This window comes from Candidatus Accumulibacter sp. ACC007, from assembly GCF_907163205.1.
GTDB lineage: Bacteria > Pseudomonadota > Gammaproteobacteria > Burkholderiales > Rhodocyclaceae > Accumulibacter > Accumulibacter regalis.
In genome coordinates this window covers 1,419,179-1,443,450 of the sequence record NZ_CAJQUD010000001.1, presented here as the reverse complement: position 1 = coordinate 1,443,450, position 24,272 = coordinate 1,419,179, and the positions used below count along the sequence as shown (strand labels likewise).

General features: G+C 64.0%; 17 protein-coding genes and 1 pseudogene. 8 read left to right on the top strand and 10 right to left on the bottom strand.

Annotation, left to right across the window (positions count from 1 at the left end; translation table 11 throughout):
* Positions 1-21 precede the first annotated feature (21 nt).
* Positions 22-981, bottom strand: coding sequence for a MoxR family ATPase (locus QZ634_RS06245; RefSeq protein ID WP_291986474.1), 960 nt, complete (start codon positions 979-981; stop codon positions 22-24).
* Positions 982-1,009: 28 nt separating this feature from the next.
* Entirely contained in the window at positions 1,010-2,254 is a 1,245-nt protein-coding gene (locus QZ634_RS06240; protein WP_291986472.1) for a hypothetical protein, read from the bottom strand.
* A 26-nt stretch (positions 2,255-2,280) separates the two neighbouring features.
* Here QZ634_RS06240 and QZ634_RS06235 point away from each other — a divergent pair, with 26 nt between their 5' ends.
* Complete coding sequence (locus QZ634_RS06235) at positions 2,281-3,639, top strand: IS1182 family transposase (protein ID WP_291986318.1); 1,359 nt, start codon at positions 2,281-2,283, stop codon at positions 3,637-3,639.
* A 630-nt stretch (positions 3,640-4,269) separates the two neighbouring features.
* Here QZ634_RS06235 and QZ634_RS06230 read toward each other — a convergent pair.
* Positions 4,270-5,022 carry a sulfite exporter TauE/SafE family protein gene (locus QZ634_RS06230; protein ID WP_291986470.1) on the bottom strand — a complete coding sequence of 251 codons (753 nt, stop codon included), beginning with the start codon at positions 5,020-5,022 and terminating at the stop codon, positions 4,270-4,272.
* A 264-nt stretch (positions 5,023-5,286) separates the two neighbouring features.
* Between QZ634_RS06230 and QZ634_RS06225 the strand changes: the two genes are divergently transcribed.
* Both QZ634_RS06225 and QZ634_RS06220 read left to right on the top strand, forming a co-directional pair.
* Positions 5,287-7,023: a TIGR00341 family protein gene (locus tag QZ634_RS06225; protein ID WP_291986468.1), complete on the top strand. Its 1,737-nt coding sequence runs from the start codon at positions 5,287-5,289 to the stop codon at positions 7,021-7,023.
* Between the two features lie 2 nt (positions 7,024-7,025).
* Entirely contained in the window at positions 7,026-7,970 is a 945-nt protein-coding gene (locus QZ634_RS06220; protein WP_291986466.1) for a mechanosensitive ion channel domain-containing protein, read from the top strand.
* 73 nt (positions 7,971-8,043) lie between these two features.
* Here QZ634_RS06220 and QZ634_RS06215 read toward each other — a convergent pair whose 3' ends face one another.
* From QZ634_RS06215 to QZ634_RS06205, 3 genes are all read right to left on the bottom strand, one after another.
* A complete protein-coding gene (locus QZ634_RS06215) occupies positions 8,044-10,128 on the bottom strand; it encodes an ATP-dependent helicase (RefSeq protein ID WP_291988049.1) in 2,085 nt (694 codons plus the stop codon).
* A gap of 138 nt (positions 10,129-10,266) precedes the next feature.
* Positions 10,267-11,427 carry a HupE/UreJ family protein gene (locus QZ634_RS06210; RefSeq protein ID WP_366145361.1) on the bottom strand — a complete coding sequence of 387 codons (1,161 nt, stop codon included), beginning with the start codon at positions 11,425-11,427 and terminating at the stop codon, positions 10,267-10,269.
* A complete protein-coding gene (locus tag QZ634_RS06205) occupies positions 11,424-12,704 on the bottom strand; it encodes a hypothetical protein (RefSeq protein ID WP_291986464.1) in 1,281 nt (426 codons plus the stop codon). Before QZ634_RS06205 ends, QZ634_RS06210 begins: the two co-directional genes overlap by 4 nt.
* A 20-nt stretch (positions 12,705-12,724) precedes the next feature.
* On the opposite strand from QZ634_RS06205, the gene QZ634_RS06200 reads away from it, so the two are divergent.
* Complete coding sequence (locus QZ634_RS06200) at positions 12,725-12,964, top strand: hypothetical protein (RefSeq protein WP_291986462.1); 240 nt, start codon at positions 12,725-12,727, stop codon at positions 12,962-12,964.
* Between the two features lie 421 nt (positions 12,965-13,385).
* On the opposite strand, the gene QZ634_RS06195 is transcribed toward QZ634_RS06200, so the two are convergent.
* From QZ634_RS06195 to QZ634_RS06185, 3 genes are all read right to left on the bottom strand, one after another.
* Positions 13,386-13,619: a thioredoxin family protein gene (locus QZ634_RS06195; protein WP_291986460.1), complete on the bottom strand. Its 234-nt coding sequence runs from the start codon at positions 13,617-13,619 to the stop codon at positions 13,386-13,388.
* A 15-nt stretch (positions 13,620-13,634) separates the two neighbouring features.
* The gene (locus QZ634_RS06190; protein ID WP_291986458.1) at positions 13,635-14,639 is read right to left on the bottom strand and encodes a permease; all 1,005 of its coding nucleotides are present in this window, start codon (positions 14,637-14,639) and stop codon (positions 13,635-13,637) included.
* Between the two features lie 606 nt (positions 14,640-15,245).
* On the bottom strand, positions 15,246-16,277 hold the full coding sequence (locus tag QZ634_RS06185; protein WP_291986316.1) for an IS110 family transposase: 1,032 nt from the start codon (positions 16,275-16,277) through the stop codon (positions 15,246-15,248).
* 683 nt (positions 16,278-16,960) lie between these two features.
* Here QZ634_RS06185 and QZ634_RS06180 point away from each other — a divergent pair.
* From QZ634_RS06180 to QZ634_RS06165, 4 genes and pseudogenes are all read left to right on the top strand, one after another.
* Positions 16,961-18,166: pseudogene (locus tag QZ634_RS06180) on the top strand (CHASE3 domain-containing protein); the annotation flags it as partial.
* 39 nt (positions 18,167-18,205) lie between these two features.
* Positions 18,206-20,296: an ATP-binding protein gene (locus QZ634_RS06175; protein WP_366145379.1), complete on the top strand. Its 2,091-nt coding sequence runs from the start codon at positions 18,206-18,208 to the stop codon at positions 20,294-20,296.
* Entirely contained in the window at positions 20,290-21,123 is an 834-nt protein-coding gene (locus QZ634_RS06170) for a response regulator (RefSeq protein WP_291986456.1), read from the top strand. The genes QZ634_RS06175 and QZ634_RS06170 overlap by 7 nt, the downstream gene beginning before the upstream one ends.
* 28 nt (positions 21,124-21,151) lie before the next feature.
* Positions 21,152-21,880 (top strand): Crp/Fnr family transcriptional regulator, encoded by a 729-nt coding sequence (locus QZ634_RS06165; protein WP_291986454.1) that lies wholly within the window; start codon positions 21,152-21,154, stop codon positions 21,878-21,880.
* Positions 21,881-22,442: 562 nt separating this feature from the next.
* On the opposite strand, the gene acsA is transcribed toward QZ634_RS06165, so the two are convergent.
* On the bottom strand, positions 22,443-24,206 hold the full coding sequence (gene acsA / locus QZ634_RS06160; protein ID WP_291986452.1) for an acetate--CoA ligase: 1,764 nt from the start codon (positions 24,204-24,206) through the stop codon (positions 22,443-22,445).
* Positions 24,207-24,272 lie beyond the last annotated feature (66 nt).

The window sequence follows — 24,272 nt, the reverse complement described above, 5'->3', positions numbered from 1 at the left end:
GCGCGTCGTCGTTGCGCTGCGTCAGCGGGCGCCCGGCGCCGAGTCGAGGGCCATCGCCTTGTCGAAGACGCAGCGCTCGACCTCCCGCCACTCCGCGCTGTCGACGGTCAGGTCGAGGTCGGCGAAGGCGTGCAGCGCGTCGAGGTATTCGGCGGTGCCCGGCATTCGCTGTCCCGCCGCTCGGGCGCGATCGCGCGCCGCGATCAGGCGCTCGGCGACGTCGTGGTGGTGCTGCGGGTTGCCTTCCGGCAGCCAGCGCATGGCCACCTCCTCGAACCAGGCGGCATCGGCCTCGGGGAAGCGGTAGGTGACGCAGCGGCGGAGAAACGCGCCGGGCAGTTCGCGCTCGCCGTTGGTGGTCAGGACGACCAGCGTCTTTTCGCGCGTCGCTGTGATCGGCACGTTCTTGACGCTGAAGCTGCGCGTGTCGAGTATCTCGAGCAAGTCATTGGGAACGTCGGGTTCAGCCTTGTCGATTTCGTCGAGCAGGATCAGCGCATGATTGTGCTCGCCCGCTTCGCCGGTGTCGCCAAGCCGGTGCTTGAGCGGCATCCGCGCCCAGCCGCGCAGCGCCGCGGTGTCCGGCGCCAGCGCCCACCACAGCGGGCCGGGTTCCACGTAACAGTGATCAGGCAGTACATTGCGGTTGCGCACGTAGGCGTCGTTGAGTCGGCGCAGGGCGTCGTACTCCCAGAGCAGGTCGGAGGCCTGGGTGCGTGAACTGACCGTCTGCTGGTAGTACCACCAGCCGAGGACCTTGGCCACATTGCGCGCCAGCGAGGTCTTGCCGCAGCCCGGCTCGCCGGCAAGCAGCAGCGGTCGCTTTGCCGCCAGCGCCACGTTGATGGCCAGGGTCAGGCGCGGGTCGTAGACGTAGAGCGAGAGCCGACCGCGCGCATCGGTGAAGCGGCAGGAAACACGGTCGCCGGCGAGGGGTTCCCCCTTGCTGGCCGGATCGAAATGCTTGCGTGTGAATTGCATCGGGGTCTCCAGTGAGCCAGGGTCGGGGTCAGGCGATCAGCCTTGTCGCCCGGGTGAGTTCAGCGCTGCGCCGCAGTTCGTCGCTGTGCTCGAGGGCGGGCTCGACGCAGCGAGCGACGCGCCATTCGCTCGCCAGGACATTCGCGTCGGCGACGCTGACGACGAAGACCAGCATCGGGAAAGCCTTTGCCAGTTCCAGCGCCAGTCCGGGAACGACCAGGCCAGGCAGGAGCACGAAGATGCGCGGCGGCAGCGCTGCGCCGGTCGCTTGCGCGCTGCGTTTGGCCTCGTCTTCGTCGAGCAGCGCAAAAAGGTCTTCGTCGCTCAGTTCTCCCTCCTCGTAGCCGAGAACGTCCTTGAGCTTGCGTACCAGCTGCGCCTCGAGTTCGACCCGGTTCTCGTTGCCACCGCACAGTGGAACGATTTCGGGAACGATGGCGTAGGGACGGTAGATCCGTTCCAGGTGGCGCAGGGGCAGGAAGTCGGGCTTGCTCGCCCGCATGGCGATCAAGCGCGGTGGGGCGGCTGCGCAGGCGGTGGGAAAGAAGGCCGCGGCAGCGGGCAGCACCCAATACGAGGACAACATCGTCAACAGGCGCTGCAGGAGGTCCTTGTCGCCGACTGACTGCAGCGCAGCGAGCAAATCGCGCAGTTCGCCATAACCGCCCAGGTCGCCGCGACAGAGTCGTCGCGCGATCAGGTCCACCAGCGTGTCGTTGCCGCCGACGATCGCCGTCCATTCGGCGTCGCGGATCGCCAGATGGTCGGAAACGTCGGCCAGCGTATGTGGCCTGTCGACCAGGTCGCGCAGAATGTCACCGAGTACGCCGCTGAGCCGATCGAACAGCGTCTGGCGACGGGCATCGATCATCGCCTGCAGGGCCGGGCGGATCTTTGCCGCGATCGTCGCCGCGTCGCCGGAGCGCACGCCCTGGATCTCGTCGAGCGCCAGGGGCTCGAACAGTTTCCAGCGCGCGGGGTAAGCCGCCTTGACCGCGGGTGCCACGACGACGAAGACGCGAAATCCGGGCTCGAGGGCCTGGCGTGCGCGCAGGACGGTCGCCTCCTGAAGCACCCAGTTCGACTGTACGGCTTCGTCGGTGAGCAGGATCAAGGCCGCGTGACAGCGCGCCATCCACTGGAAGAGCTGCGGTCGCCAGGCGTCGCCCTGTTCGAGATGGAGCAGGTCGAGTACCGACTTGAACTCGCCGCCGACGTCCACTAGCAGCCTGTCGGACTTTCCCGGCGCCAGAACCGAACATGCTATAATCATACTTCTTCGAGCAACCGAGTCATCGCATGTCCAACTTTATCGTCGCTGACCGCCAGACCGACTATCTGCTGCCGCCGTCGGTGGACGATTGGCTGAACCAGGACCATCTGGCGCGCTTCATTGTTGAGGTGATCGACCAGCTGGATCTGTCGAAGCTGACGCGTCAGTACGCGGGGCGCGGATCGAAGGCCTACCACCCGGCGACGCTGCTGGCGATTCTGGTCTATGGCTACGCCACCGGTGTCTTCTCGAGCCGCAGGCTGGAGCAGGCCACCTACGATTCGGTCGCCTTCCGCTTTCTTGCCGCCAACCGGCATCCCGATCACGACAGCCTGGCGGCCTTCCGCCGACGTTTCCTTGACGAACTGAGCGACCTGTTTCTGCAGGTCCTGGAAATGGCCAAGGAAATGAAGGTGCTCAAGGTGGGGAACATCTGCCTTGACGGCACGAAGATCGAAGCCAACGCCTCGCGGCACAGTGCGTTGTCGCACGGGTACATCGAAAAGCTGGAAGTGCAGCTCAAGGCCGAAATTCAGGAACTGCTGGCGCTGGCGGAACAAGCGGATCGAGCCGATATCCCGAATGGCGTCAGCCTGCCCGAGGAACTCAAGCGTCGCGAAGATCGGCTGGCGGCCATGGCCGCCGCCAAGGCCACGATAGTCGCCCGGGCCAAGGAGCGCGATCAGCGTGAGAAGGCCGAATACGACGAGAAGATGGCCTGCCGCGCCGCCAAGGAAAAGGCCACCGGCAAGAAGCCGGGCGGCAAGCCGCCCAGGGCGCCCGAGCCTGGACCGCGGGACAAAGATCAGCTCAATCTGACTGACGAAGAGTCACGCATCCTGCCGGTGGCCGGTGGCGGCTTCGAACAGGCGTACAACGCCCAGGCGGCGGCCGATGCGGCAACGATGCTGATCGTCGCCACCGGGGTCACGCAAGCGCCCAACGACAAACAGCAAGTCGAGCCGATGCTGGCGACCCTCAAGGCGCAGGCGGTGGTGCTCGGCGCCGTGGAATGTCTGATCGCTGACAGCGGCTACTGCAGCGAGAAGAACATCAAGGCGTGTGAGGCGGCCGGCATCGATCCCCTGATCGCCGTCGCTCGTGACGAGCACCACCCGGGCTGGCGGCAGCGCCACAGTGAGCCGGCAGCCTTGCCCGACAATGCCACCCCCGTGCAGGCCATGTCTCATCGCCTGAAGACCCAGGCAGGACGGGCGCGCTATGCGTTACGCAAGCAGACCATCGAACCGGTGTTCGGGATCATCAAGTCGGTGATGGGCTTTCGCCGCTTCTCGCTGCGCGGTTTGAACAAGGTCACCGGCGAGTGGACGTTGGTTTGCATGGCGTGGAATTTGAAGCGCCTGGCCGTATTGCGCCTGCAGTAGGGAAAATGAGGGGAAAACCCTCGGAAAAGCCTGAAAACCGACGAAATCCGGCTTTTCTGTCGCGTATGGTGAAACGCGCCGGCCAGGCCGGCGGTCAGTCCGACAGGCTGCTAGTTTCGCGACGTCCTCGGCGAGCTGGCTGTCTCGCGACGAGTGGCTGACGAAGAGGACCAGGCTCACGTGCTCGCGCCGAGGCGGGTTGCGTGCGCTTCCTGGCGCCCGGAGCTGCGGCGAATGGCGTTGTGGCGCGATCGTGCTCGGCGGCGTGCGCAGCCAGGCGCTGGAGGTCGGCGGATGTCGTCGATCACGTCGAACGAGGCGAACAAAGCGAAAATGGCAGGGCCGTCTCTTGCCCAAGCTGCGGCAGGTCGTGGGTACTCAGGTCCGCACGTGTGGCATTTGATTTCAAGCGTGTCGCCCACCTGACTAAACTGGCCGATCGGAAATGCAGCACTGTCGTCGCGAGTATAGGAGTGCCCGGCAAAGGCCGTCAATCGCCTGCGATTGCCTGCGATCGCCTGCCAGCGTCTTGCGCCGCGTGCGTCCGGAGCCGCCCCCCTCGCTTCTCGCGTTCTGCACGCGCTGTGCAGGAAGTCCGCCACGGTGCACTTTCTGCCCGGCGCTCGGTCTTCAGCTGCGCAGCAGCGCTCTGGCGAGCATGTAGAGGCCCAGCGCGAGCAGGCCGACAAAGAACCAGCGGCGAAACGCCTCGGGTTCAAGCCGATCCCTGACGCGTTGGCCGATGACCATGCCGAGCAGCGCCGGCCCAATGGCCAGCAGCGAGGTGCCGGCAGTGACCCACTGATATTTGCCGGATAGCGCAAGCGCCGCAGCCAGCGCCAGGGTGGAGACGGAGAAGAATAGCCCGAGCGCCTGCACCAGCTCGTCCTTGGCGAGGCCCAGCGCGCTGAGATACGGCACGGCAGGGATGGCGAACAGGCCCGTGGCCCCGGCAATCAGACCGGTCATCAGGCCGACGAGTGGAGACAGCCAGCGTTCGGCATTCGCCGGCACGGAAAAGCGGCGCGCGGCGAGAGCAAAGACACCGTACATGGCAAGAAGCGCACCGAGCGCGCCACTGGCCAGGGAAGCCGAACTCCCGGTCAGCACGTCGATGCTCAGCAAGGTGCCGATGACGGCCGTGAGCAGCATGCTGGCCAGACGGCGGACGAGCGTCGTGAACTTGGCACCGGCAAAGCTCTGCCAGACGTTGGTGACCAGCGACGGAGCGATCAACAGCGCGGCGGCGGAAGCGGGCGCCATGACCAGGCTGAGCAAGCCAATGGCGACCGTCGGCAGCCCCATGCCGACAACGCCCTTGACGAATCCGGCGGCGACGAAAGTGAGGGCGATGAGGGCGGTGATGGCAAGCGGGTCGCTCATGGTCTCCTGGCAGCGACTTGTCGAGGCGCCACTCTACCCCAGCAAGACCTCGCCAGATAGCCGCCGCTGCCGTCGCTGCACTATGCACCGCGGCCCCGCCCGCCGCCATCCATTGGTAGAATTGCTGCCGGCAGCGCTGCGCGCGATGAAATCCGTGATCAGGCGCATCTGCACGGCTTAGGCCGCCGCGTCTCCGGCTGCGCCGCTGTCCCGCCGTCACCACGCCACAGCGCCAGGCTTCCTGGTCGCCAACAAAGCCAGAATATGCCCACGCCAGCGCCGCCACCCGCAGCCATCTCTACCATTCCAGCAAGCACTCCGGCAGCCGCCGCAAGCGAGACAACCGCCGTAGCTGCCGACGCCGCCGAGGCTGCCAGCGTCGGCGAGGACCTGCTCAGCACGGGCAGCTTCTTCCGCGCGCTGTGGCTGGGGCCGCGCGCATGGGGGCGTTGGTGGCGGACGCTGGTGCGCGAGATTGACCACCGGGGGATCCTCGAGCAGGTCGAGCAGGACGCCAATTTCTCGTTCAATTTCTGCTTCATGATTGTCGTTGCCGGTGGCATTGCGACCATCGGCCTGCTGCTCAACTCGCCGGCGGTGATCATCGGCGCCATGCTCATCTCGCCGCTGATGGGCCCGATCGTCGGCAGCGGCATGGCCATCGCCACTCTCGACTTCGAGCTGGCGCGAAAAAGCCTGCGTACCCTGGCCCTGGGTACTGCAGCAGCGGTCGCTTTCACGTCGCTGATCGTGCTGCTGTCGCCAGTCAAGGAACTGACGCCGGAGTTGCTGGCGCGTACCCGCCCGAATCTTTTCGACCTGGTGGTGGCCATCCTCTCGGGCGCCGCGGGCGGCTACGCCCTGATCCGCGGTCGCGGTGGCGCGATCGTCGGGGTGGCCATTGCCACCGCCTTGATGCCACCGCTGGCGACCATCGGCTACGGCCTGGTCACCGAACGCTGGCCGGTGGCGCGCGGCGCGCTGCTGCTCTTCTTCACCAACATGGCGGCGATCAGCCTTTCGGTCGCCGCGGTTGCCGAGTGGTACGGCTTCGGCCGCGGTGGCTTGCGCAAGCGCTTTGCCCGCCAGGCGGCGATTTCGCTGCTCGTGCTGGTTCCCCTTGGCGTGCCGCTGTTCATTTCCCTGAAAGCGATTGCTTTCGAGAGCTTCGCGCAGATTCGCATTCGCAACATTCTTGAGGCCGGCGCGGCGTCGCTGCCGGCCGGCCAGCTTGGCGCGGTGGAGGTGTTGTTCATGGACGGCAAGCCACCGCGGGTGCGAGCCATGGTCTTGAGCGCAGAACCGGACAGCGAGCTTTCGGCGCGGCTCGACGAGGAGATCGAACGGCAACTTCGCCAGCCCGTCGACCTGCAGCTGACGCAGCTGCGCACTTCTGAAAAAGTATCGCCGCAGGTGCTTGCCCTCGGGCTTCCCGAGCGCCCGCTCAGCGTCGGCAGCAGCGTCGGCAGCAGCGTCGCCGACAGCTTGCGCAGCGCCTTTCCCTTGCCGCTGGTCGCTTTCGAAGCTGATCCCGCGCAGCGTAGCGCGACACTCGTACCGGAGGCACAAGCGGGAATCGATCTCGCCGCCTGGCGGGCAATGGAAAGTGATCTTGAAAAGCGTCATCCGGAGTGGACCATCCGCTTGCTGCCGCCGCCGCAGGCACTGCCGCCGATCTATTTCGAACCCGGCAGCAAGGCCCTCGATGGCGCCGCTCGGGCGCGCGTCGAGACCATTGTCTGGGCAGCGCAACGCTGGAAGATCGATCGCGTCGAAGTCGTCGGCCACGCCAGCAGCGATCGTGGCGGACCACCGCGCCTGGCTGGTGTGCGCGCCGAACGCGTTGCCGAGGCATTGCGCGCCGGCGGACTCGCGGTCGGGTCGGTGGCTCGTTTTCCGTTACCGAATCAGTTGGCCGCCGAACGAGAACTGGGTGAAGCCGCGTTTCGAGCGGTCTCGGTGCTGCTGCCGGTCACCACCAACAAGGCACGCAAGGAGTAATCATGGACGGTAGTTTTCTTGGCCAGCTACTTGACTGGAGCACTCGCCCCTGGTTTCGCCTGGGCAACACCGACATCACTCTGCTACGCGTCGTCGGTCTGGTGGTCATCCTGTTTTTCTTCTGGTGGTTTGCCTCGCTGCTCGAACGTGCGCTGCGGCAGATGGCGCGTGTCGGCAAGCTGGTCAAGCTCTCCGAGTCGGCGGTTTACGCGCTGACGCGCATCGTTCGCTATCTGGTATGGATTCTGGGCAGTATCGTCGGTCTGGCCTACCTCGGCTTCGATATGGCCAGTCTGGCGATCGTTGGCGGCGCGATGGGCGTCGGTATCGGTTTCGGCTTGCAGAACATCTTCAGCAACCTGGTTTCGGGGATCCTGATCCTGGTCGAGAAGACGCTCAAGCTCGGCGACTTTGTCGACCTGCAGTCTGGCGTCGTCGGCAAGGTGACCGAGATCGGTCTGCGCTACACGCGCGTGACGACCAACGACAATGTCGACGTGATCGTCCCCAACTCGGAGTTCATCAACGGGCGGGTGACCAACTGGACGCTCGACGACCACCTGCGCCGCATCCATGTGCCTTTTGGCGTTGCTTACGGCTCGGACAAGGAGCGGGTGCGCTCGGCGGTGATCGCTGCCGCGCGCGAGGTGGTCGGGACCATCGATTTGCCGGGGCGTGGGCCGGACGTGTGGCTGGTGAACTTCGGCGACAGCAGTCTGGACTTCGAACTGGTGGTCTGGGTCAGCCATGACCTGGCGATGTCACCGGGTCGCACGCATGCGCGCTACCTGTGGGAGATCGAAACCGCGCTTGGCAGGGCCGGCATCGAGATTCCTTTCCCGCAGCGCGACCTGCATGTGCGCTCGGGGCGGTTGACGGTCGATCTGGCCGGTACCACACCGGCGGTTTCGCAGCTTCGCGAAGCCGACCGGGAACAGCGAGAATAGGCGCGACGGGACGCGCCTGGCGCAGCACTGCATGCTCAAGCCTGGCTGACGAGCGCGCCGCCTTGCCGCCCGCTCACTTCCACATTGCCCGCATCCGCGCCGCCAGGTCCAGCGCCTGCTGCTTTGCCGCCGGGTTGGCGACTGGCGTTTCTGCCGGCGGTGGCCACGAGCGCTGCTCGAAGTGAGGCAGCAGTGCGTTGCTGATGAAGCGCGTGCGGCTGGCATAGAGGTGGCGGTCGCCGAAGCCTGCTTGATGGGTGACGTAGAAGCGGTGCGGAACGATGATCTCCAGCTGCTCCCTGGCGCGGGTCATGGCCACGTAGAGCAGGCGTCGCTCCTCCTCGATTTCCGCCGCCGAGCCGGTGGCCATGTCCGACGGAATGCAGCCATCGACGGCGTTGAGAACGCTGACCGCGGTCCATTCCTGCCCTTTCGCCGAGTGAATCGTCGACAGGATCAGGTAGTCCTCATCGAGCAGCGGCGGCCCCGCCTGGTCGCTGGTGGCGTCCGGCGGGTCGAGCGTCAGTTCGGTGAGAAAGCTTTCGGCGCTGGCGTAGGTGCTGGCGATGCGGCCGAGCTGGTCGACGTCGGCCTGGCGGATCTGCGCGTCGTCGTGCAGGCGGTCGATCTGCGTCACGTACCAGCGGCAGATCCGGTCGAAGGCGGCTGGCCAGACCGCGCCCGCCGCTCCACAGTCTTCGATCAGCGCGGCAAATTCAAGCCAGGTGGCGCGGGCGCCTTCAGGAACCGGCTGTTCGCCGAGCAGGGCGAGGGCCGGAGCGGCTGCGGCGACGTTGCGCAGCACCCGGCTGGCGGTCTTCTGGCCGATACCGGCGACCAGTTGCATGGCCCGGAAACCGGCGATCCGGTCGCGCGGGTTCTGCGCCCAGCGCAGCACCGCCAGGACGTCCTTGACGTGTGCCGCTTCAAGAAACTTGAGGCCGCCGAACTTGACGAAGGGGATGTTGCGCCGGGTCAGTTCGAGCTCCAGGCGAACGCTGTGCTGTGCCGTTCGGAAGAGGACCGCCTGGGCCTTCAGTGTGACGCCCGCCTCGCGCCGGGCGAGGACCTGTTCGACGACATAGTTTGCCTGGTCGGCGTCGTCGCGCACCGACACCAGCGTCGGCTTCTGCGCTGACGGGCGCTCGCTCCACAGGTCCTTGCTGAAGCGCTCGGCGGCGAGCGCGATGACCTGGTTGGCGGCGGCGAGGATTGGCTGCGTCGAGCGGTAGTTGCGCTCGAGCGTCACCAGCTGCGCCGGCGGGTCGAAGTGCGCCGGGAAATCGAGGATGTTGCGCACCGTCGCACCGCGAAACGCGTAGATCGACTGCGCGTCGTCGCCGACGACGGTGAGGCCGCTGCCATCGGGTTTCATGGCCAGCAGAATCGCCGCCTGCAGCCGGTTGGTATCCTGATACTCGTCGACCAGCACGTGCACGAAGCGCTCGCCGAGCTCGCCGCCGAGGGCCGGGTCGCTGACCATCTGTGCCCAGTAGAGGAGCAGATCGTCGTAGTCGAGCACCTGCTGCGCCTGCTTGGCTTCGACGTAGGCAAGAAAGAGTCGCTTCAGATCGCTCTCCCATTCGGCACACCAGGGAAAGCTCGTCTGCAGCACCTCGCGCAGCGGCGACTGGGTGTTGACCGTCGCCGAGTAGATGGCCAGGCAGGTTGCCTTGAGGGGAAAGCGCTTGCTCTTCACCGAGAAGCCGAGCTCGTGGCGTACCAGGTTGATCAGGTCGCCCGAGTCCTGGCGGTCGTGGATGGTGAAGGTCGGGTCGAGGCCGATGCGCCCCGCATACTCGCGCAGCAGGCGTGCGCCGACGCCGTGAAAGGTGCCCGACCAGCTCAATGACGGCGCTGCGTTGCGCGTGCTGGTCGCCGCGCGGCGCGTCAGAAGGCGCTCGACGCGGCGGCCCATTTCGCTCGCGGCTCGCCGCGAGAAGGTCAGCAGCAGGATTCGCCCGGGGTCGGCGCCGTGCGCGATGAGCTGGGCGACGCGCTGCGCCAGCGTTGCCGTCTTGCCCGATCCCGCACCGGCGATGACCAGCAGTGGCCGATGCGCAGCAACGCCGGCGGCAGCGCGCAAGTCGCTGATGCCGAAGGTCGCCGCCTGCCGCTGCGCCTCGTTGAGCTGTGCCAGCGGGTCGGCTGCGCGCACAGCTTCCGCCGGTGGTACGGCGGCTCTATCGGGCTGAGCGTGTTCAACGGCTTGCGGCTCACGCACCGGCAGCTCCTTGGTTACTGTAATTATCAACAGTATAACCGAGTCGCCCGCTTCGCCACGTTACGGCCGCGATCAGCCGCCGAGCAGTTTCAGATCGAAAGCGCGCTCGATCAGCCAGATCAGGGCGATGGCCAGCGTCGCCAGGGAACCGCCAATGAACACGCCACGGCGATAGAAGCCGGTGGCGCGCAGCGCGAAGGCCAGTGGCAGGAAGACGGCGACGATGGCCAGCTGGCCCACTTCGACGCCGAGGTTGAAGCCGAGCAGGGAGAGCACCAGCGCCTGTTGCGGCAGGCCCAGCTCGGCAAGCACGCTGGCGAAACCGAAGCCGTGGATCAGGCCGAAAGCGAAGGCCACCAGCCAGCGCCGGCCCTCGACCAGCGGTTTGAGATTGTTGGCCGCGGCCAGCACCACCGACGCGGCGATTGCCGATTCGACCAGCCGCGACGGCAGCTGGATCAGGCCGAGCGCCGCCAGCGAGAGGGTGATCGAGTGGGCGACGGTGAACGCCGTGACTACCCACAGGACCTCGCGCAACGCGTCACGGAAACGCGCCACGCCGCGCCAGCCTCCCTTCTCGTGCACCAGCACGGCGGGCAGCAGGAGGGCGAGCAGGAAGAGGATGTGATCGAAGCCGATCCAGATGTGCCAGATGCCTTCGACCAGATACTGGCCGAACTGCGCCAGGCGCGAACTCTGGCCGGCGACAAAGTGCTGTTCGGCGCGCTCCGGGGCGAGGACGGCGGAATGCGACGTGCCGTCGAGTGTCAAGTGCAGCAGGCCGCGGTGCAGGGCGTCGAGCTCGAAGAGCAGGCGGTAGCTGACGCTCAGCTCGGCGTCGGCGCGCGGGCACGCGCCAGTCAGTTGCAGCACCGCGTAGGCGCCGTCGGTGTGCGTGTCGACGAGGTGGTCGGCGACCCGTATCCGGCAGGCGCCACCGCGCTGCAGACCAAGGCGGCCGAGCGCCCAGGCGTCGATGTCGGCGTGGCGCGCGCGCAGCTCGCCCCAGGTGATCTCGCCGTTGCCGTCGACGTCGAGTCCGAGTGCGAAGTCGATGTCGCGCAGGGCGATGTCCCATTGCCCGCTGACTTCGCTGCCGCTGACCTCGAGCATAAGGTAGCTGTCGCTGGCCTTGTGCGCGAGCGCCGGCGGCGCGAGGAAGAGCAGCGCGGAGAGCAGGCACAGCATGGCGAAAAGACCACGGCGGCAAGTAATCGAAGGCGGCAGTCTCATCGCCGCGCCGACGCCGGTGGCTTGCCTTGTACGCTTGCCGGCGCGGACCTCTGGCCCAGATCGCGCAGCCGCCGATTCTCGAAGCCGCTGTCGCGCAACCAGTCGCGCGCCGGCTGTGCAGCGATCGGGTCGCCGGCAGCAATCGCCGCTTCGAGCAGGACGCGCGCGTCGCGCGGTTCGCGCTGGACGGCGTAGTTTTCTGCGGCCAGGCGCAGGGCGCGTGGTGGATCGTTGCGCAGATGCAGGGCAAAGCGAGCCTCTTCGGCACGGTGTGTCGTATCGCCGCGCTGCCGGGCGGCGGCGAAGCGATCGTCGAGTGTTTGCGCCAAGCGTGCGGCGTCGGGCGCCTTGGCCAGGGCTGCGGCCTCGGCGAGGCGCAGCAACAGCGTGTCGGACGATTCCCAAGCGGCCAGTTCGCGCAGCACTTCGGCGGGCCGGTCGCCGTCGAGCAGGAAATCGCTCCACGCGGCGAGCAGGTAGCCGTCGTCGCGGCCGATGCGCAAGGCTTCGCGATAGTGCTGTTCGGCGACTTCCGGCTGGCCGCGCCAGGCGGCGACTTCGCCCAGACGCGTAAGCAGCCAGAGGCGATTGTCGGGGTCGTGGCTGCTCGTCAGCGCCTGCTGCAAGGCGCGGTAGCCGGCTGCGAGCTGTCCGCCGTAGGCCTGGACGAGGCCGCTACAACTTCCGTAGAGAACGCTTTTTCCCAGCGCCAGCAGGGCACTGCATTCCTGTTGCGCGGCGGGGTAGTTCGCCTGGACGAGAAAGATCGCCGCCCGCCAGGCGTGCGCCTGCGCGAGTTGCGGATCGAGCGCCAGGGCCGCTGCAAAATCGTCCAGCGCCGCCTGAAAGTCGTGCCGATACTGGCGCAGCATCCCGCGTATGGAAAGCAGCTCCGCCGGCAGGGGTTCCGGGAAGCGGGCAAGCACGGCTTCGGCATAGCCGACGTAGCGCGGATCGCCGCGGGCCATGGCCAGGTCGAAATAGCGCTGGGCGAGCCGTCCGGCAGGCAGTGGGTCGTTCTCGGCGGCAGCCATGGCCGCGCGCAAGGCGAGCAGTTCGCGGGCACCGGCGTCGCCGGCGCGCGTCGGCAGACGTTCCAGCACTTCGGAATCGTCACTCGGCTTGCGCGGCGCGGCGTTCGCGGACAGTGTCAGACCGGTCGCCAGCGCCAGCAGCAACAGGCTCAGGATTCGCAATTGCGTGAAACAGGTCAACTTGAGCACAGCCATTCGCGTTAATATTTCCGTGCGTGCCAGATCGGCCGTCACATTCTCCAACAAATCCCGAGGAGTTTCCTATGAGCAAACTACTTTCCCTACTGATTGCAGCGACCTTTGCCACGGTTTCGGCTGGCGCCTTCGCCATGTCGCATGGCGGCGCCCCCAAGGACGAGAAGAAGATGGAAGAGAAGAAAGCCGACACCAAGGACATGAAGGCGGACGAGAAGAAGATGGACGACAAGAAGATGGACAAGAAGATGGACGAGAAGATGGACGAGAAGAAAGACATGAAGGGCGAGAAGAAGACGACGTACTGATCGCAGGGTCTCACCAAAAAAAGCGGGCGTCGGCCCGCTTTTTTTTGGTGCGCTTCTCCGTCCTCTGGCCTGGACGGCAACGATCAATGGCGTCGCCACCGGTCTTGCACGTGTGTGCGGCTGGACGACGGAAGGACATCCTCGCCCCATGCAGGCACCCGTATCACAAGCGCGACGTCCGTGGCTCCTTCGTCTGGTGGCGACACGACCGCGCCTGTTCCAGTCGGCGCTGGTCGGCATTCTGATGACGGCATTCCTCCCGGGAACCGGCACGCGGCACGTGATTACGCAGGCGATCATCGGCTGGAACGTCGGCGCCTGCCTTTACCTGATGCTCGCCGCGCGGATGATGTTCTGGTCCAGCCACGAACAGCGCACGACATATCGCGCGTGGAAACTCCCCGCTTCGGTGCCCGGAAAATTACCTTTTCAGCATCCTTTCCACTTCGCCGGCGGTCAGCACCTTGCCCACCGAGACGACCTTGTCGTCAATCGCCAGGGCCGGCGTCGACATCACCCCGTGGGCGGCAATTTGCGCGAAGTCGGTCACCTTGATGAGCTCCGCCGTCAGGCCGAGGCTGGCGAGTGCCTTTTCGGTGTTTTCCGTGAGGGTGGCGCATTTCTTGCACCCTGAGCCGAGAATCTTGATGATCATGTCTTGCTCCGTCGCTTAAACAAAGAGATACGCATAGGCATTGAACAGGTAGCCGATGAGGATGATGCCCAGCGTAATGATGGTGAAGAACAGGGCCAGCAGCGGCGCCTGGACCACTTTCTTGAGCATTATCAACGAAGGCAGCGAGAGCGCGGTAACCGCCATCATGAACGCCAGCGCAGTGCCGAGACCGACGCCATTGGCGACCAGCGCCTCGGCTATCGGCAAGGTGCCGAAAATATCGGCGTACATCGGCACGCCGATCAGGGTGGCGAGAGGCACCGACCACCAGTTGTCCGGGCCGAGCAGCGATTCGGTCCACTGCGCCGGGATCCAGTTGTGGATGGCTGCACCGATGCCGACGCCAATCAGCACGTAGAGCCAGACCCGTGCGAAGATCTCGCTGACTTGCGTGCACGAAAACTGCAGGCGATCACGGACGGTCAGCTGCTCTTGCGGGAGGTCAAGCAGGGGGCTGTGCATCACGAAGGATTCAACGTAGCGCTCCATCCTCGCCCTGCCGATCAGCGTGCCGCCAATGACCGCCAGTACCAGGCCGACCAGCACGTAGGCGATGGCGATCGTCCAGTTGAAGATGCTGGCCAGCAGGATCACCGAGGCGAGATCCACCAGCGGTGAAGAGATCAGAAAAGCGAAGGTCACCCCCAGTGGCAGACCCGAGCTGGTGAAACCGATAAAGAGAGGAATCGACGAGCACGAACAGAAGGGAGTGATCGTTCCCAGCAACGCGGCGGCAAGTCTGGCGCTGAACCCCTGCATGCCGCCGAGGATGCGCCGCGTGCGCTCGGGCGGAAAATGGCTCTGCACCCAGGAAATGGTGAAGATCAGGACGGCGAGCAGAATGAAGATCTTGATCACGTCGTAGATGAAGAAATGTACGCTGGCCCCGGTGCGGCCAGCCATGTCGATGCCGAACACGTCTTCGACCAGCCGGCCGACCAGCCAGGCCAGCCAGTCCATGCGCAGCAATTGATCGTTCAACCACTTGAAGACGTTCATTTCCAGGTCTCCTGCCTGCCTTTCGGAAGACGCCACACGCGGCAGCGTCGAGTTTGCGATAGCCGACGAACACCAGACTCAAGTTCCCGCCCCTCGGCCCTGCGTTAGGCCTTGGCTTTCCCGGCAGACCGACAAGAGGCGAGAAGCGCTACCGCCTGGCATTGGCGTTAAATCTGCTGCCCTGCGGACCGACGCGGCAAAGGGGGCAGGGGGCAGGGGGGCGGTTCAACTGTACGCAGACAAGCTGTACATCATAGCAGCCCTACATGGTCGCCCCTTGGTTTGCCAAGCATTCAATTGGTGACGGTTTGAAGGGTAAAGATTGCAGCCATACATTCGGACTTTGATCGAGGCGATGCCTCTGTCCCTGATGGAATTCGCTGGTCGATGCCTCATCAGTCGGACGCGCTCGAAGCGCGAGGCTGCTATCAGGTTGAATCGACCACGGTCTTACCTGTCTTGCCATCACGTCATGATCGCCTGAGCAATCGGTGGGGGTTACTCCTCTACAAAAAGCGCTGGTGCTGCGATATCGCAGGGTTGTCCACAGGCGCTCGCGAGCGCGCCTCATACGCTGGCGAGCGAGCGCCTGTGGACAACCCGTGTTCATGCCGCCGACGGTTCATAGGCGGGCTGATAGTCCCGCTCGTGAGCCAGTAGCGCCCAGACGATGCGGGCATTCTTGTTTGCCAGGGCCACTGCTGCCACGTTCTTGTTGCGCCGCCCGATCAGCAGCGCCAGCCAGCTCTGCGCGTAACTCGCCTTGCGCTCGGCCACACGGATCACTGCCCGAGCACCGTGGATCAGCAGAGTGCGCAGATAGGTGTCGCCATGCTTGCTGATGCCCAGAAGCAACTGTTTGCCACCACTGGAGTGCTGCTTGGGGACCAATCCCAGCCAGGCTGCCAGTTGCCGTCCATTCTCGAAACTCTTCGCATCCCCGATTGATGCCACCAGCGCGCTCGCCGTGATCGGACCGATACCCGGGATTTGTGCGAGCTTCTTACTCCCCTCGCTTTCCCGGTGCCAGCTCTGGATCTGGACCTCCAGTTCGCCCACTTGGCGGTCGAGCTCCTTCAGGTGGTCCCCGAGTCGATGCAGCAACTGACGAAAAGCGCCCGGCAGTCCGTTCTCACCGTCCTCCAGAATATCCGGTAGACGCTTGGCGATGTAGCCGATCCCCTGCGGGACGATGATCCCGTATTCGCCCAACAGACCGCGGATCTGATTGGCCTGCGCCGTGCGCGCCTTGACGAAGCCCTGGCGGGCACGATGCATCGCCAATACTGCCTGTTGCTCACTGTTCTTGATGGGAACGAAGCGCATATTGGGCCGGCCCACGGCTTCGCAGATTGCTTCGGCATCTGCGGCGTCATTCTTGTTCGTCTTGACGTAAGGCTTCACGAACTGCGGGGCCATCAGCTTTACCGTGTGCCCGAACGTTTCCAGCTTCCTCGCCCAGTGATGCGCGCTGCCGCACGCTTCCATGCCGATCAGGCATGGTGGCAGGTTGGCAAAAAACGGCGCCACCTGCTCACGCTTGAACTGTTTCTTGAGCACGGGCTTTCCTCGTTCGTCCACACCATGCACCTGGATCACGTTCTTTGCCAGATCGATGCCAACTATCGTAATCTTCATCTCGGTCGCCTCTCCTGGTGGGTGGAAATATCGCATCTCCACTTTGGCACTCAGATGCCGTTTCGGGAAGGGGCGACCATCCCATTAGTCGCGGCCGCAGTTTTTGCGCTACTGGTTGCAGAGAAAACTGACAGGCATCGGGATTGCCTTGGTTGGCTGGTACAAGGCGCCGGCCGTGCGAGGCCCTTAGACGACAGGATCGGCGGCAGGCGCGCCGATCGGGCAGGACTGGCCAAGGCACTGGCACAGGCCGGGTGCGCCACCGATCCGGAACGCGCCTCGAAGCGGGTTTCGATCATCGATAAGCGCTATTTGGCGAACCTGGACGAGCCCCCGTTGGCCGGTCAAATCCCCCATCCTGAAGGGCGCGTGACGGAGCAATAGGGCCCCGTTTTTTGCGCTTTCGGAGTGCTCCGGCAGGACGTTATCGTCCCCCTTCTATTTTCGAGGGGAGTCGGGAGTGAACCGCCACATCTGCAAACCACGGTTGTCACCCTGCGCACCACATTATGACAACGGCGCGTTAGCTTGGGAGCACTGGCACATTGATCCGTCATGATCAAGCCTCGTGGCCAGGAATTCATTCACGGACCCGATTCGCCGCACGGCCTGCTAGCTGAACAGAGCATCATTCTTGCGGGATGAGTGTATAAACAGGTGAGGAGCGGCGCGAACCTTGGGTCATGCAGTGCGCCGGACCGATTCACGCTTATCTAATTGAGGTTGGACATGTCCGGGGAAGCTCCAAAGTGACCATCAGCGACAAGGAGGTTGGCAGGAACGAGGGCAGTTTTCTCGTGCAAGCGACGCAAACAACGCTGGCTTGGTTGGTTGCCGCAGTCCTGCTGGTGGCGCTGGGGGTTCTGCTATCGCTGTGGACGTTCAGGCAGATTGAAGAAGCGGCCGCTGTGCGGAAACATTCCTTCGCCGTAATTTCGGACGCAGGCAACTTTCTGTCGGCATTGAAAGATGCCGAGACCGGTCAGCGCGGCTACCTGTTGACCGGCGACGAATCTTTTCTGGAGCCGTATCTGGCACAGCGCGATAGCCTCAGTGGCCGCCTGCAGGATTTGCGGCACCTGACCTTGCTCCCTTCGGCCCAGCAACACGTTGATGCGGTCGCTCCATTGACCGAAGCCAAATTGGCTGAAATGTCGCAGTCCATCGAATTGCGTCGCCAGCAAGGGCTGCCTGCCGCACTTACGCTGGTACGCAGGGGTCAGGGCAAGACCTTGATGGATTTGATCCGTAGCGAAATGCTCGGCTTTATCGAGACTGAAGAAAACCTGCTGGCGCAGCGCGAAGCAGAATTCCAGTCTGAAATGCGGCGCATGTTTTCACTCATTGTTGCGGCCAGTCTGCTGGCCTTGGTGTTTGCCATTGCCTTCGCCTGGTTGATCTATCGCCAGACACAACAGCGCTTCGAGAATCTGATCCATCTCGAAACGCGGCATTTGCTCGAGATTCAGGAGGAGATGAATCGTCAACTGCAACTGGCCAACGTCGCCCTGAGTGACCGCGAGGAAAAGCTGGCGGTGACGCTTGACTCGATCGGCGACGCGGTGATCGCCACCGATGCTGAGGCACGCGTGACCGTGCTCAACCCCGTTGCCGCGCAACTCACCGGGTGGACGCAGGCGCAGGCCAGCGGTCTCCCGGTGGGCGAGGTTTTCCACATCATCAGCCAGAAAACACGTGAACCCGCCACCCTCCCGATAATCGAAACCCTGGCGCTGGGCACGATCCAGGGCTTGGCCAATCACACCGTACTGATCGCGCGTGATGGCCGCGAGAGCGATATCGCCGACAGTTGCGCACCGATTCGCGACCGTAACGGTCGGGTGGTCGGTGCCGTGCTGGTCTTCCGCGATGTCACCGATGACTATGCATTGCAGCATGCCCTGGAGGTGCAACAGATCGAACTGGAGATGCAGAACGAGGAACTGATGCGCTCGCGCGAGGCCCTGGAAACTTCGCGCTTGCGCTATTTCGACCTCTATGACCTGGCACCGGTTGGCTATTGCACCCTGAGCGAAGCGGCGGCCAATTCCGGGCTGATCCTGGAGGCCAACCTGACCGCCGCCACCTTGTTGGGTGTGGCCCGGGGCAAGCTGGTCGAGCAAGCCTTCTCCCGTTATATTTCCAGTGCAGGCGCGGACACTTTCTATCTGCTGCGCAAACAGCTCAGGGAGACCGGTGCGGCGGCGCCGTGCGAGCTGCAGATGGTCAGGCAGGACGGCACGCCTTTCTGGGTGCGTCTGGAAGCCACGGCGGCACAGGACAATAACGGATCGGTCACGCGCATCGTGATCAGCGACATCAGCTCGCGCAAGGAGGTGGAAGAGGCGCTGTACAAGGCCGGCGCCCTGCAACGTGCGATTTTCAACAGTGCCAATTTCTCGAGTATCGCCACCGACGCCAGCGGCGTCATTCAGATCTTCAACGTCGGCGCGGAACGCATGCTGGGCTTCGCCGCGATCGACGTGATGAACCAGATCACACCGGCTGATATTTCCGACCCGCAGGAAGTCATCGAGCGCGCACAGGCACTCAGCGCCGAGCTGGAAACGCCGATTGCACCCGGCTTCGAGGCACTGGTGTTCAAGGCCTCGCGCGGCATCGAGGATATCTACGAGCTGACCTACATCCGCAAGGATGGCAGCCGCTTCCCAGCGCTCGTCTCGGTCACCGCCCTGCGCGATGGACAAAACTCGATCATCGGCTACCTGCTGATCGGCACCGACAACACCGCGCGCAAGCGGATCGAAACCGAGCGGGCACGGCTCGATCAGGCTCTGCAGGACAAGAACGTCGAGCTTGAGAAGGCCAAAATCGTGGCCGAGAAAGCCAATCTCGCAAAATCGGAGTTTCTGTCCAGCATGAGCCACGAGTTGCGCACACCGCTCGGTGCGATCCTTGGTTTTGCCCAACTCCTCGAATCCGGCACGCCCTTGCCGACGCCCTCGCAGAATAAAAGCATTGCTCAGATCCTCAAGGCCGGGTGGTATCTGCTCGAGCTGATCAATGAAATCCTCGATCTGGCGCAGATCGAGTCCGGCAAGCTGTCGCTGTCAATGGAACCGGTCGCGCTGAGCGAAGTCATGTGCGAATGCGAGGCCATGATCGAGCCGCAGGCGGAAAAGCGTGGTATCCATCCGACTTTCGAGCGTTTCAAAATGCCCTGTTTCGTCCAGGCCGACCGGACACGGGTCAAGCAGGTACTCATCAACCTACTTTCCAACGCCATAAAATACAACAAGGAGGATGGATCGGTCAGCGTCACGGCTACCTTGGTCGGTCAGGATTCGATTCGTATCAGTGTCCGTGACAGCGGCGCAGGACTGTCTCCGCAGCAGCTTGCGCAACTTTTCAAGCCGTTCAACCGTCTCGGACAAGAGGAAAAAGACACCGAAGGCACAGGGATCGGCCTGGTGGTGAGCAAGCGGCTGATTGAGTGGATGGGGGGCAAAATCGGCGTTGAGAGCACGGTCGGGGAAGGCAGTGTGTTCTGGATCGAATTGAAGCTGATCCCGGGACCGCAGGTGCTCGCCGCTGCGGCCGAAACGCGGCTACCTGACCCCTTGCTTGCTGGCGGCGCCGCACCGCTGCGCACGCTGCTCTACGTTGAGGACAACCCGGCCAATCTGATGTTGATCGAGGATCTCGTCGCGCGGCGGCCTGATATTCGCCTGTTGAGCGCAGCGGACGGCTACCGGGGCATCAAGATTGCGCGCGACGCCGTGCCGGATGTGATCCTGATGGACATCAACCTGCCGGGCATCAACGGACTGCAGGCGCTTAGAATACTGGGTGAAGACCCGGCAACAGCCCACATCCCGGTGATCGCACTCAGTGCCAACGCCAGACCGCGCGATATCGAGAAGGGGCTCGAAGCCGGATTCTTCGGATATCTCACCAAACCGATCAAGGTTGCGGAATTCATGTCTGCGCTGGATGTGGCCCTGCAATTTGCCGCAGACGGGCGCAACAACGCTGCCCATAGGGAACCCGCATGTTGATCACTGAATCAGAGATGCTTGGCGCCAGAATTCTGATCGTTGACGACCAGGAATCCAATGTCAGTCTGCTTGAACAAATGCTGATTGAGGCCGGATACCGCTTTGTGACCTCGACCATGGATCCGCGCGAGGTCTGCGCGCTGCATCGAAAAAACCGCTACGACCTGATCCTGCTCGACCTGCAGATGCCCGGCATGGATGGTTTCCAGGTGATGGAAGGCCTCAAGACCAACACGGCGGACAGTTTTCTGCCGGTGCTGGTAATCACTGCCCAGCCAGGCCACAAGCTGCGCGCCCTGCTGGCCGGTGCCCGGGATTTCGTCAGCAAGCCCTTCGATCTGCTTGAAGTCAAGACGCGCATCCGCAACCTGCTGGAAGTTCGCCTGCTGTACGGGAAGCTCGAAAATTACAACAAGGAGCTGGAAGAGACCGTGCAGGAACGTACCGCCGAACTGCGCGAAAGCGAAGCCCGCTATCGCAGCCTGACCGAACTGGCTTCCGACTGGTATTGGGAGCAGGACGAGAACATGAACTTCACCAAGGTTTCCGGCCCGGTGCTGGAGATGCTGGGAATCCGGGTCGACAAGCTGGGTGGAGATGTCGATGATGCCGTCGGTATGCAATTGGCCGGCTGGAATGAGGCGGAGCGGGACTTGCTGCAGGCGACCATTGCCGCCCGGCAACCTTTCCTGGACTTTGTGTTCACCCGCGTCAATGCCGATGGCTCGCAGCAGACGTTTCAGGTCAGCGGGGAGCCCATGTTCAATCAGTCCTGCCGATTCCTCGGCTACCGAGGAATCGGCGTCGAACTCACCGGCAAGTATTGAAATGAACCCACGCTGTGGGCCCCTGCTCATGTCAAACGCGCATAGTCCGAATCAGAACCATCTTCTCGCCGCCTTGCCGACAGCTGAATTCGAACCGCTGGCTGCGCAACTGGAACTGGTTCCGATGCCTCTCGGGCAGATGCTTTACGAACCCGGCGGACAGTTACAGCACGCTTATTTCCCGACGACCTGCATCGTCTCGCTGCACTATGTCACCGAGTCTGGCGCGACAGCCGAAACCGCCGGCGTCGGCAGTGAAGGCGTTGTCGGTGTTTCACTGTTCATGGGCGGGAACACCACATCAAGCTCGGCCGTAGTGCAAACTGCAGGCCACGCCTACCGGCTGGAGCAACACAAACTGCTGCAGGAGTTCAATCGTGCCGGCCTGCTGCAGCGCCTGTTGCTGCGTTACACGCAGGCCTTGCTGACGCAGATGGCGCAGACGGCGGTGTGCAACCGGCGCCATACGCTTGAGCAGCAACTGTGCCGCTGGCTGCTGATGACGCTGGACCGCCTGCCGACGAACGAGTTGGTCATGACCCAGGAACTGGTCGCCAGCATGCTCGGCGTGCGCCGGGAAGGGGTTACCGATGCGGCCGGGAACCTGCAGCGCGCGGGCTGTATCAGTTACCGGCGCGGCCACATTGCCGTTCTTGACCGATCCGGTCTGGAGACCCGCGCCTGCGAGTGCTACGCCGTGGTCAAGAAAGAAATGAGCCGCCTGCTCTCCGATGTGCAGTATCGCCAGGGAATATAACGGTCGCAAGGCAAACGCAGCCTGACTCCTGGGCAGCGAAGGTCACGCTTTCCGGTCGCCGCTGGCTCCGCCGCCTCCGTTGCCTGCTGGTATCCACCGTCCCGACTCCGGCATGGTAGTTGGCACTTTGACAACTACGCATTCGGCCGATGAGTTGCTGCCTGGCGCGGTGTTGCAAAGTCTGCAGTTGGTGATGTCTCGTTGCCGTCGCAGTGCGCGGGTGGGTGGCGGAGATGAGTACCTTGCCAGCCGGTCTGGACGGACGAAAAATATCATATCGGCCAGGGTCCACTCGCTTGACGGACTGGCCACCGCCCCAAGCAGCGCTTCCCGTACGGCGGGTAAAGGAGCCGTTGCTGACGTCGGAAAGTCATGCGCAAGGCTCGCATTCGGAGCGGAACCAGTGCTCTGTCGGCGTAAACGCTTTCCCGAAGACGCCAGAAAAGGCGCGGAACTCGCCGCGCGGGTGGCACACACCCGCAGGAGAAGACCGACTTGCTGATCGCGCTCGCGTGCTGCGCTGCCGGGCTGACCGAGAAAGCGGGTCTGCGCCGAAGCGCGCTCACCCCGAGTCGTCCAGCACCGAGGTGTCGCCCTCGGGCAGTCCAAGCTCGCGCGTCTTCAGGAGGCGGCGCAGGATCTTGCCGCTGCGCGTACGCGGCAGGGTCGACACAAACGCGATCTCCTTCGGCGCCACGACGGCGCCCAGGCGTTTGCGTGCGTGGCCGAGCAGTTCCATGCGCAGCGACTCGCTCTCGCCGAAACCCGGTTTGAGCAAGACGAAGGCCTTGACCACCTCGCCGGCCACGGGATCGGGCTTGCCGATGACCCCGGCTTCGGCAACGGCCGGATGCTCCATCAGGACGCTCTCGACCTCGAATGGCCCGATCAGGTGTCCGGCCGACTTGATCAGGTCATCGACGCGGCCGACGAACCAGAAGTAGCCCTCCGCGTCTCGCCTGACCAGGTCACCGGTCAGGTAATAGTCGCCGGCAAAGCACTTGCGGTAGCGCTCCTCCTGCCCGAGATAGCCGCGGAACATCGACGGCCAGCCGACCCGAAGCGCCAGCTCTCCCTCGACGTCGTCAGCAATGACCTCTTCGATGCCGCCGCCTGCGCGCCTACGCATCAGGCGGGCATCGATGCCCGGCAAGGGTTTGCCCATCGAGCCGGGCTTGATGTCCATGGCCTGGACGTTGGCGATCATGATGGCGCCGGTCTCGGTCTGCCACCAGTTGTCGTGGATTGGCAGCCCCAGCACCTGCTGCCCCCACCACACGGCCTCCGGATTGAGCGGCTCGCCGACGCTGGCGATAAAACGCAGCTCCGGGTAGCGGTACTGCCGGGCGAGTTCCGCGCCGCCCTTCATCAGCATGCGGATCGCCGTCGGCGCCGTGTACCAGACGCTGACCCGGTGCTCCTGCAGCAAGCGGTACCAGCGCCCGGCGTCGAAGTCGGCCTCGTCGACCAGGCTCGTCGCGCCGTGCAGCAGCGGCGCGATGATGCCGTATGAAGTGCCGGTGACCCATCCCGGATCGGCGGTACACCAGAACAAGTCCTGTTCATGCAGATCGAGCGCGTACTTGCTGGTCGCATAGTGAGCAATGGCCGCCGCGTGGACATGAATCGCGGCCTTGGGTGCGCCAGTGGTGCCGCTGGTGAAATGCAGCAAGGCCATGTCCTCGCCCGAGGTGGGAACGGCCGCGAAATCATCCGTGGCCTGCTCCATCAGTGTCGCCAGATCGAGGGTTCCGGGGATGGCGGTCCGGCCACCATCGTCGCCAATCAGCAGGATGTGCTCGAGCGCCGGCAGTTGGCCGAGAATGCCGGCCACCTTGCGACGAAACAGGGACTCGCTGGTCAGCAGCACCTTGCCCTCGCCGATGGCCATGCGCGTGCGTATCGGCTCGGGACCAAAGGCGGAGAACAGCGGCGAGACCACGCTGCCGTTCTTCAGCGCACCGATCACCGCCGTGTATAGGTCCGGCAGCCGACCTGCCAGAATGAACAGGCGCTCGCCCTTGCCGACGCCGAGTCGCTGCAGCACGTTGGCAAAGCGGTTGGTCTGGCGTGCGAGTTCCTCGAAGCTGACGTCGCGCCGTACATCGTTTCGACTGATGAAGCGAAACGCTACTCGCCCGCGTACCGCCGTCGCCAGGTGCCGATCCACCGCCAGACGGCCGATATTGAGTTCGCCCTGCGCCGCGCCGGTGAGTTCCTGGCGCACAGCCGGCCACGAGAAACACGCGTGCTCGCGTTGCCAATCCGCGAGATGCGGCGGCACACGCCATTCCTGTGGCGACTTGCGGATGAATTCTGGGTGCACCTTGGCGAACGGCTCCGTCGATGATGGCTACAGCGTCAGTTTAGACGCGCGACAGTTTGCGCAGGG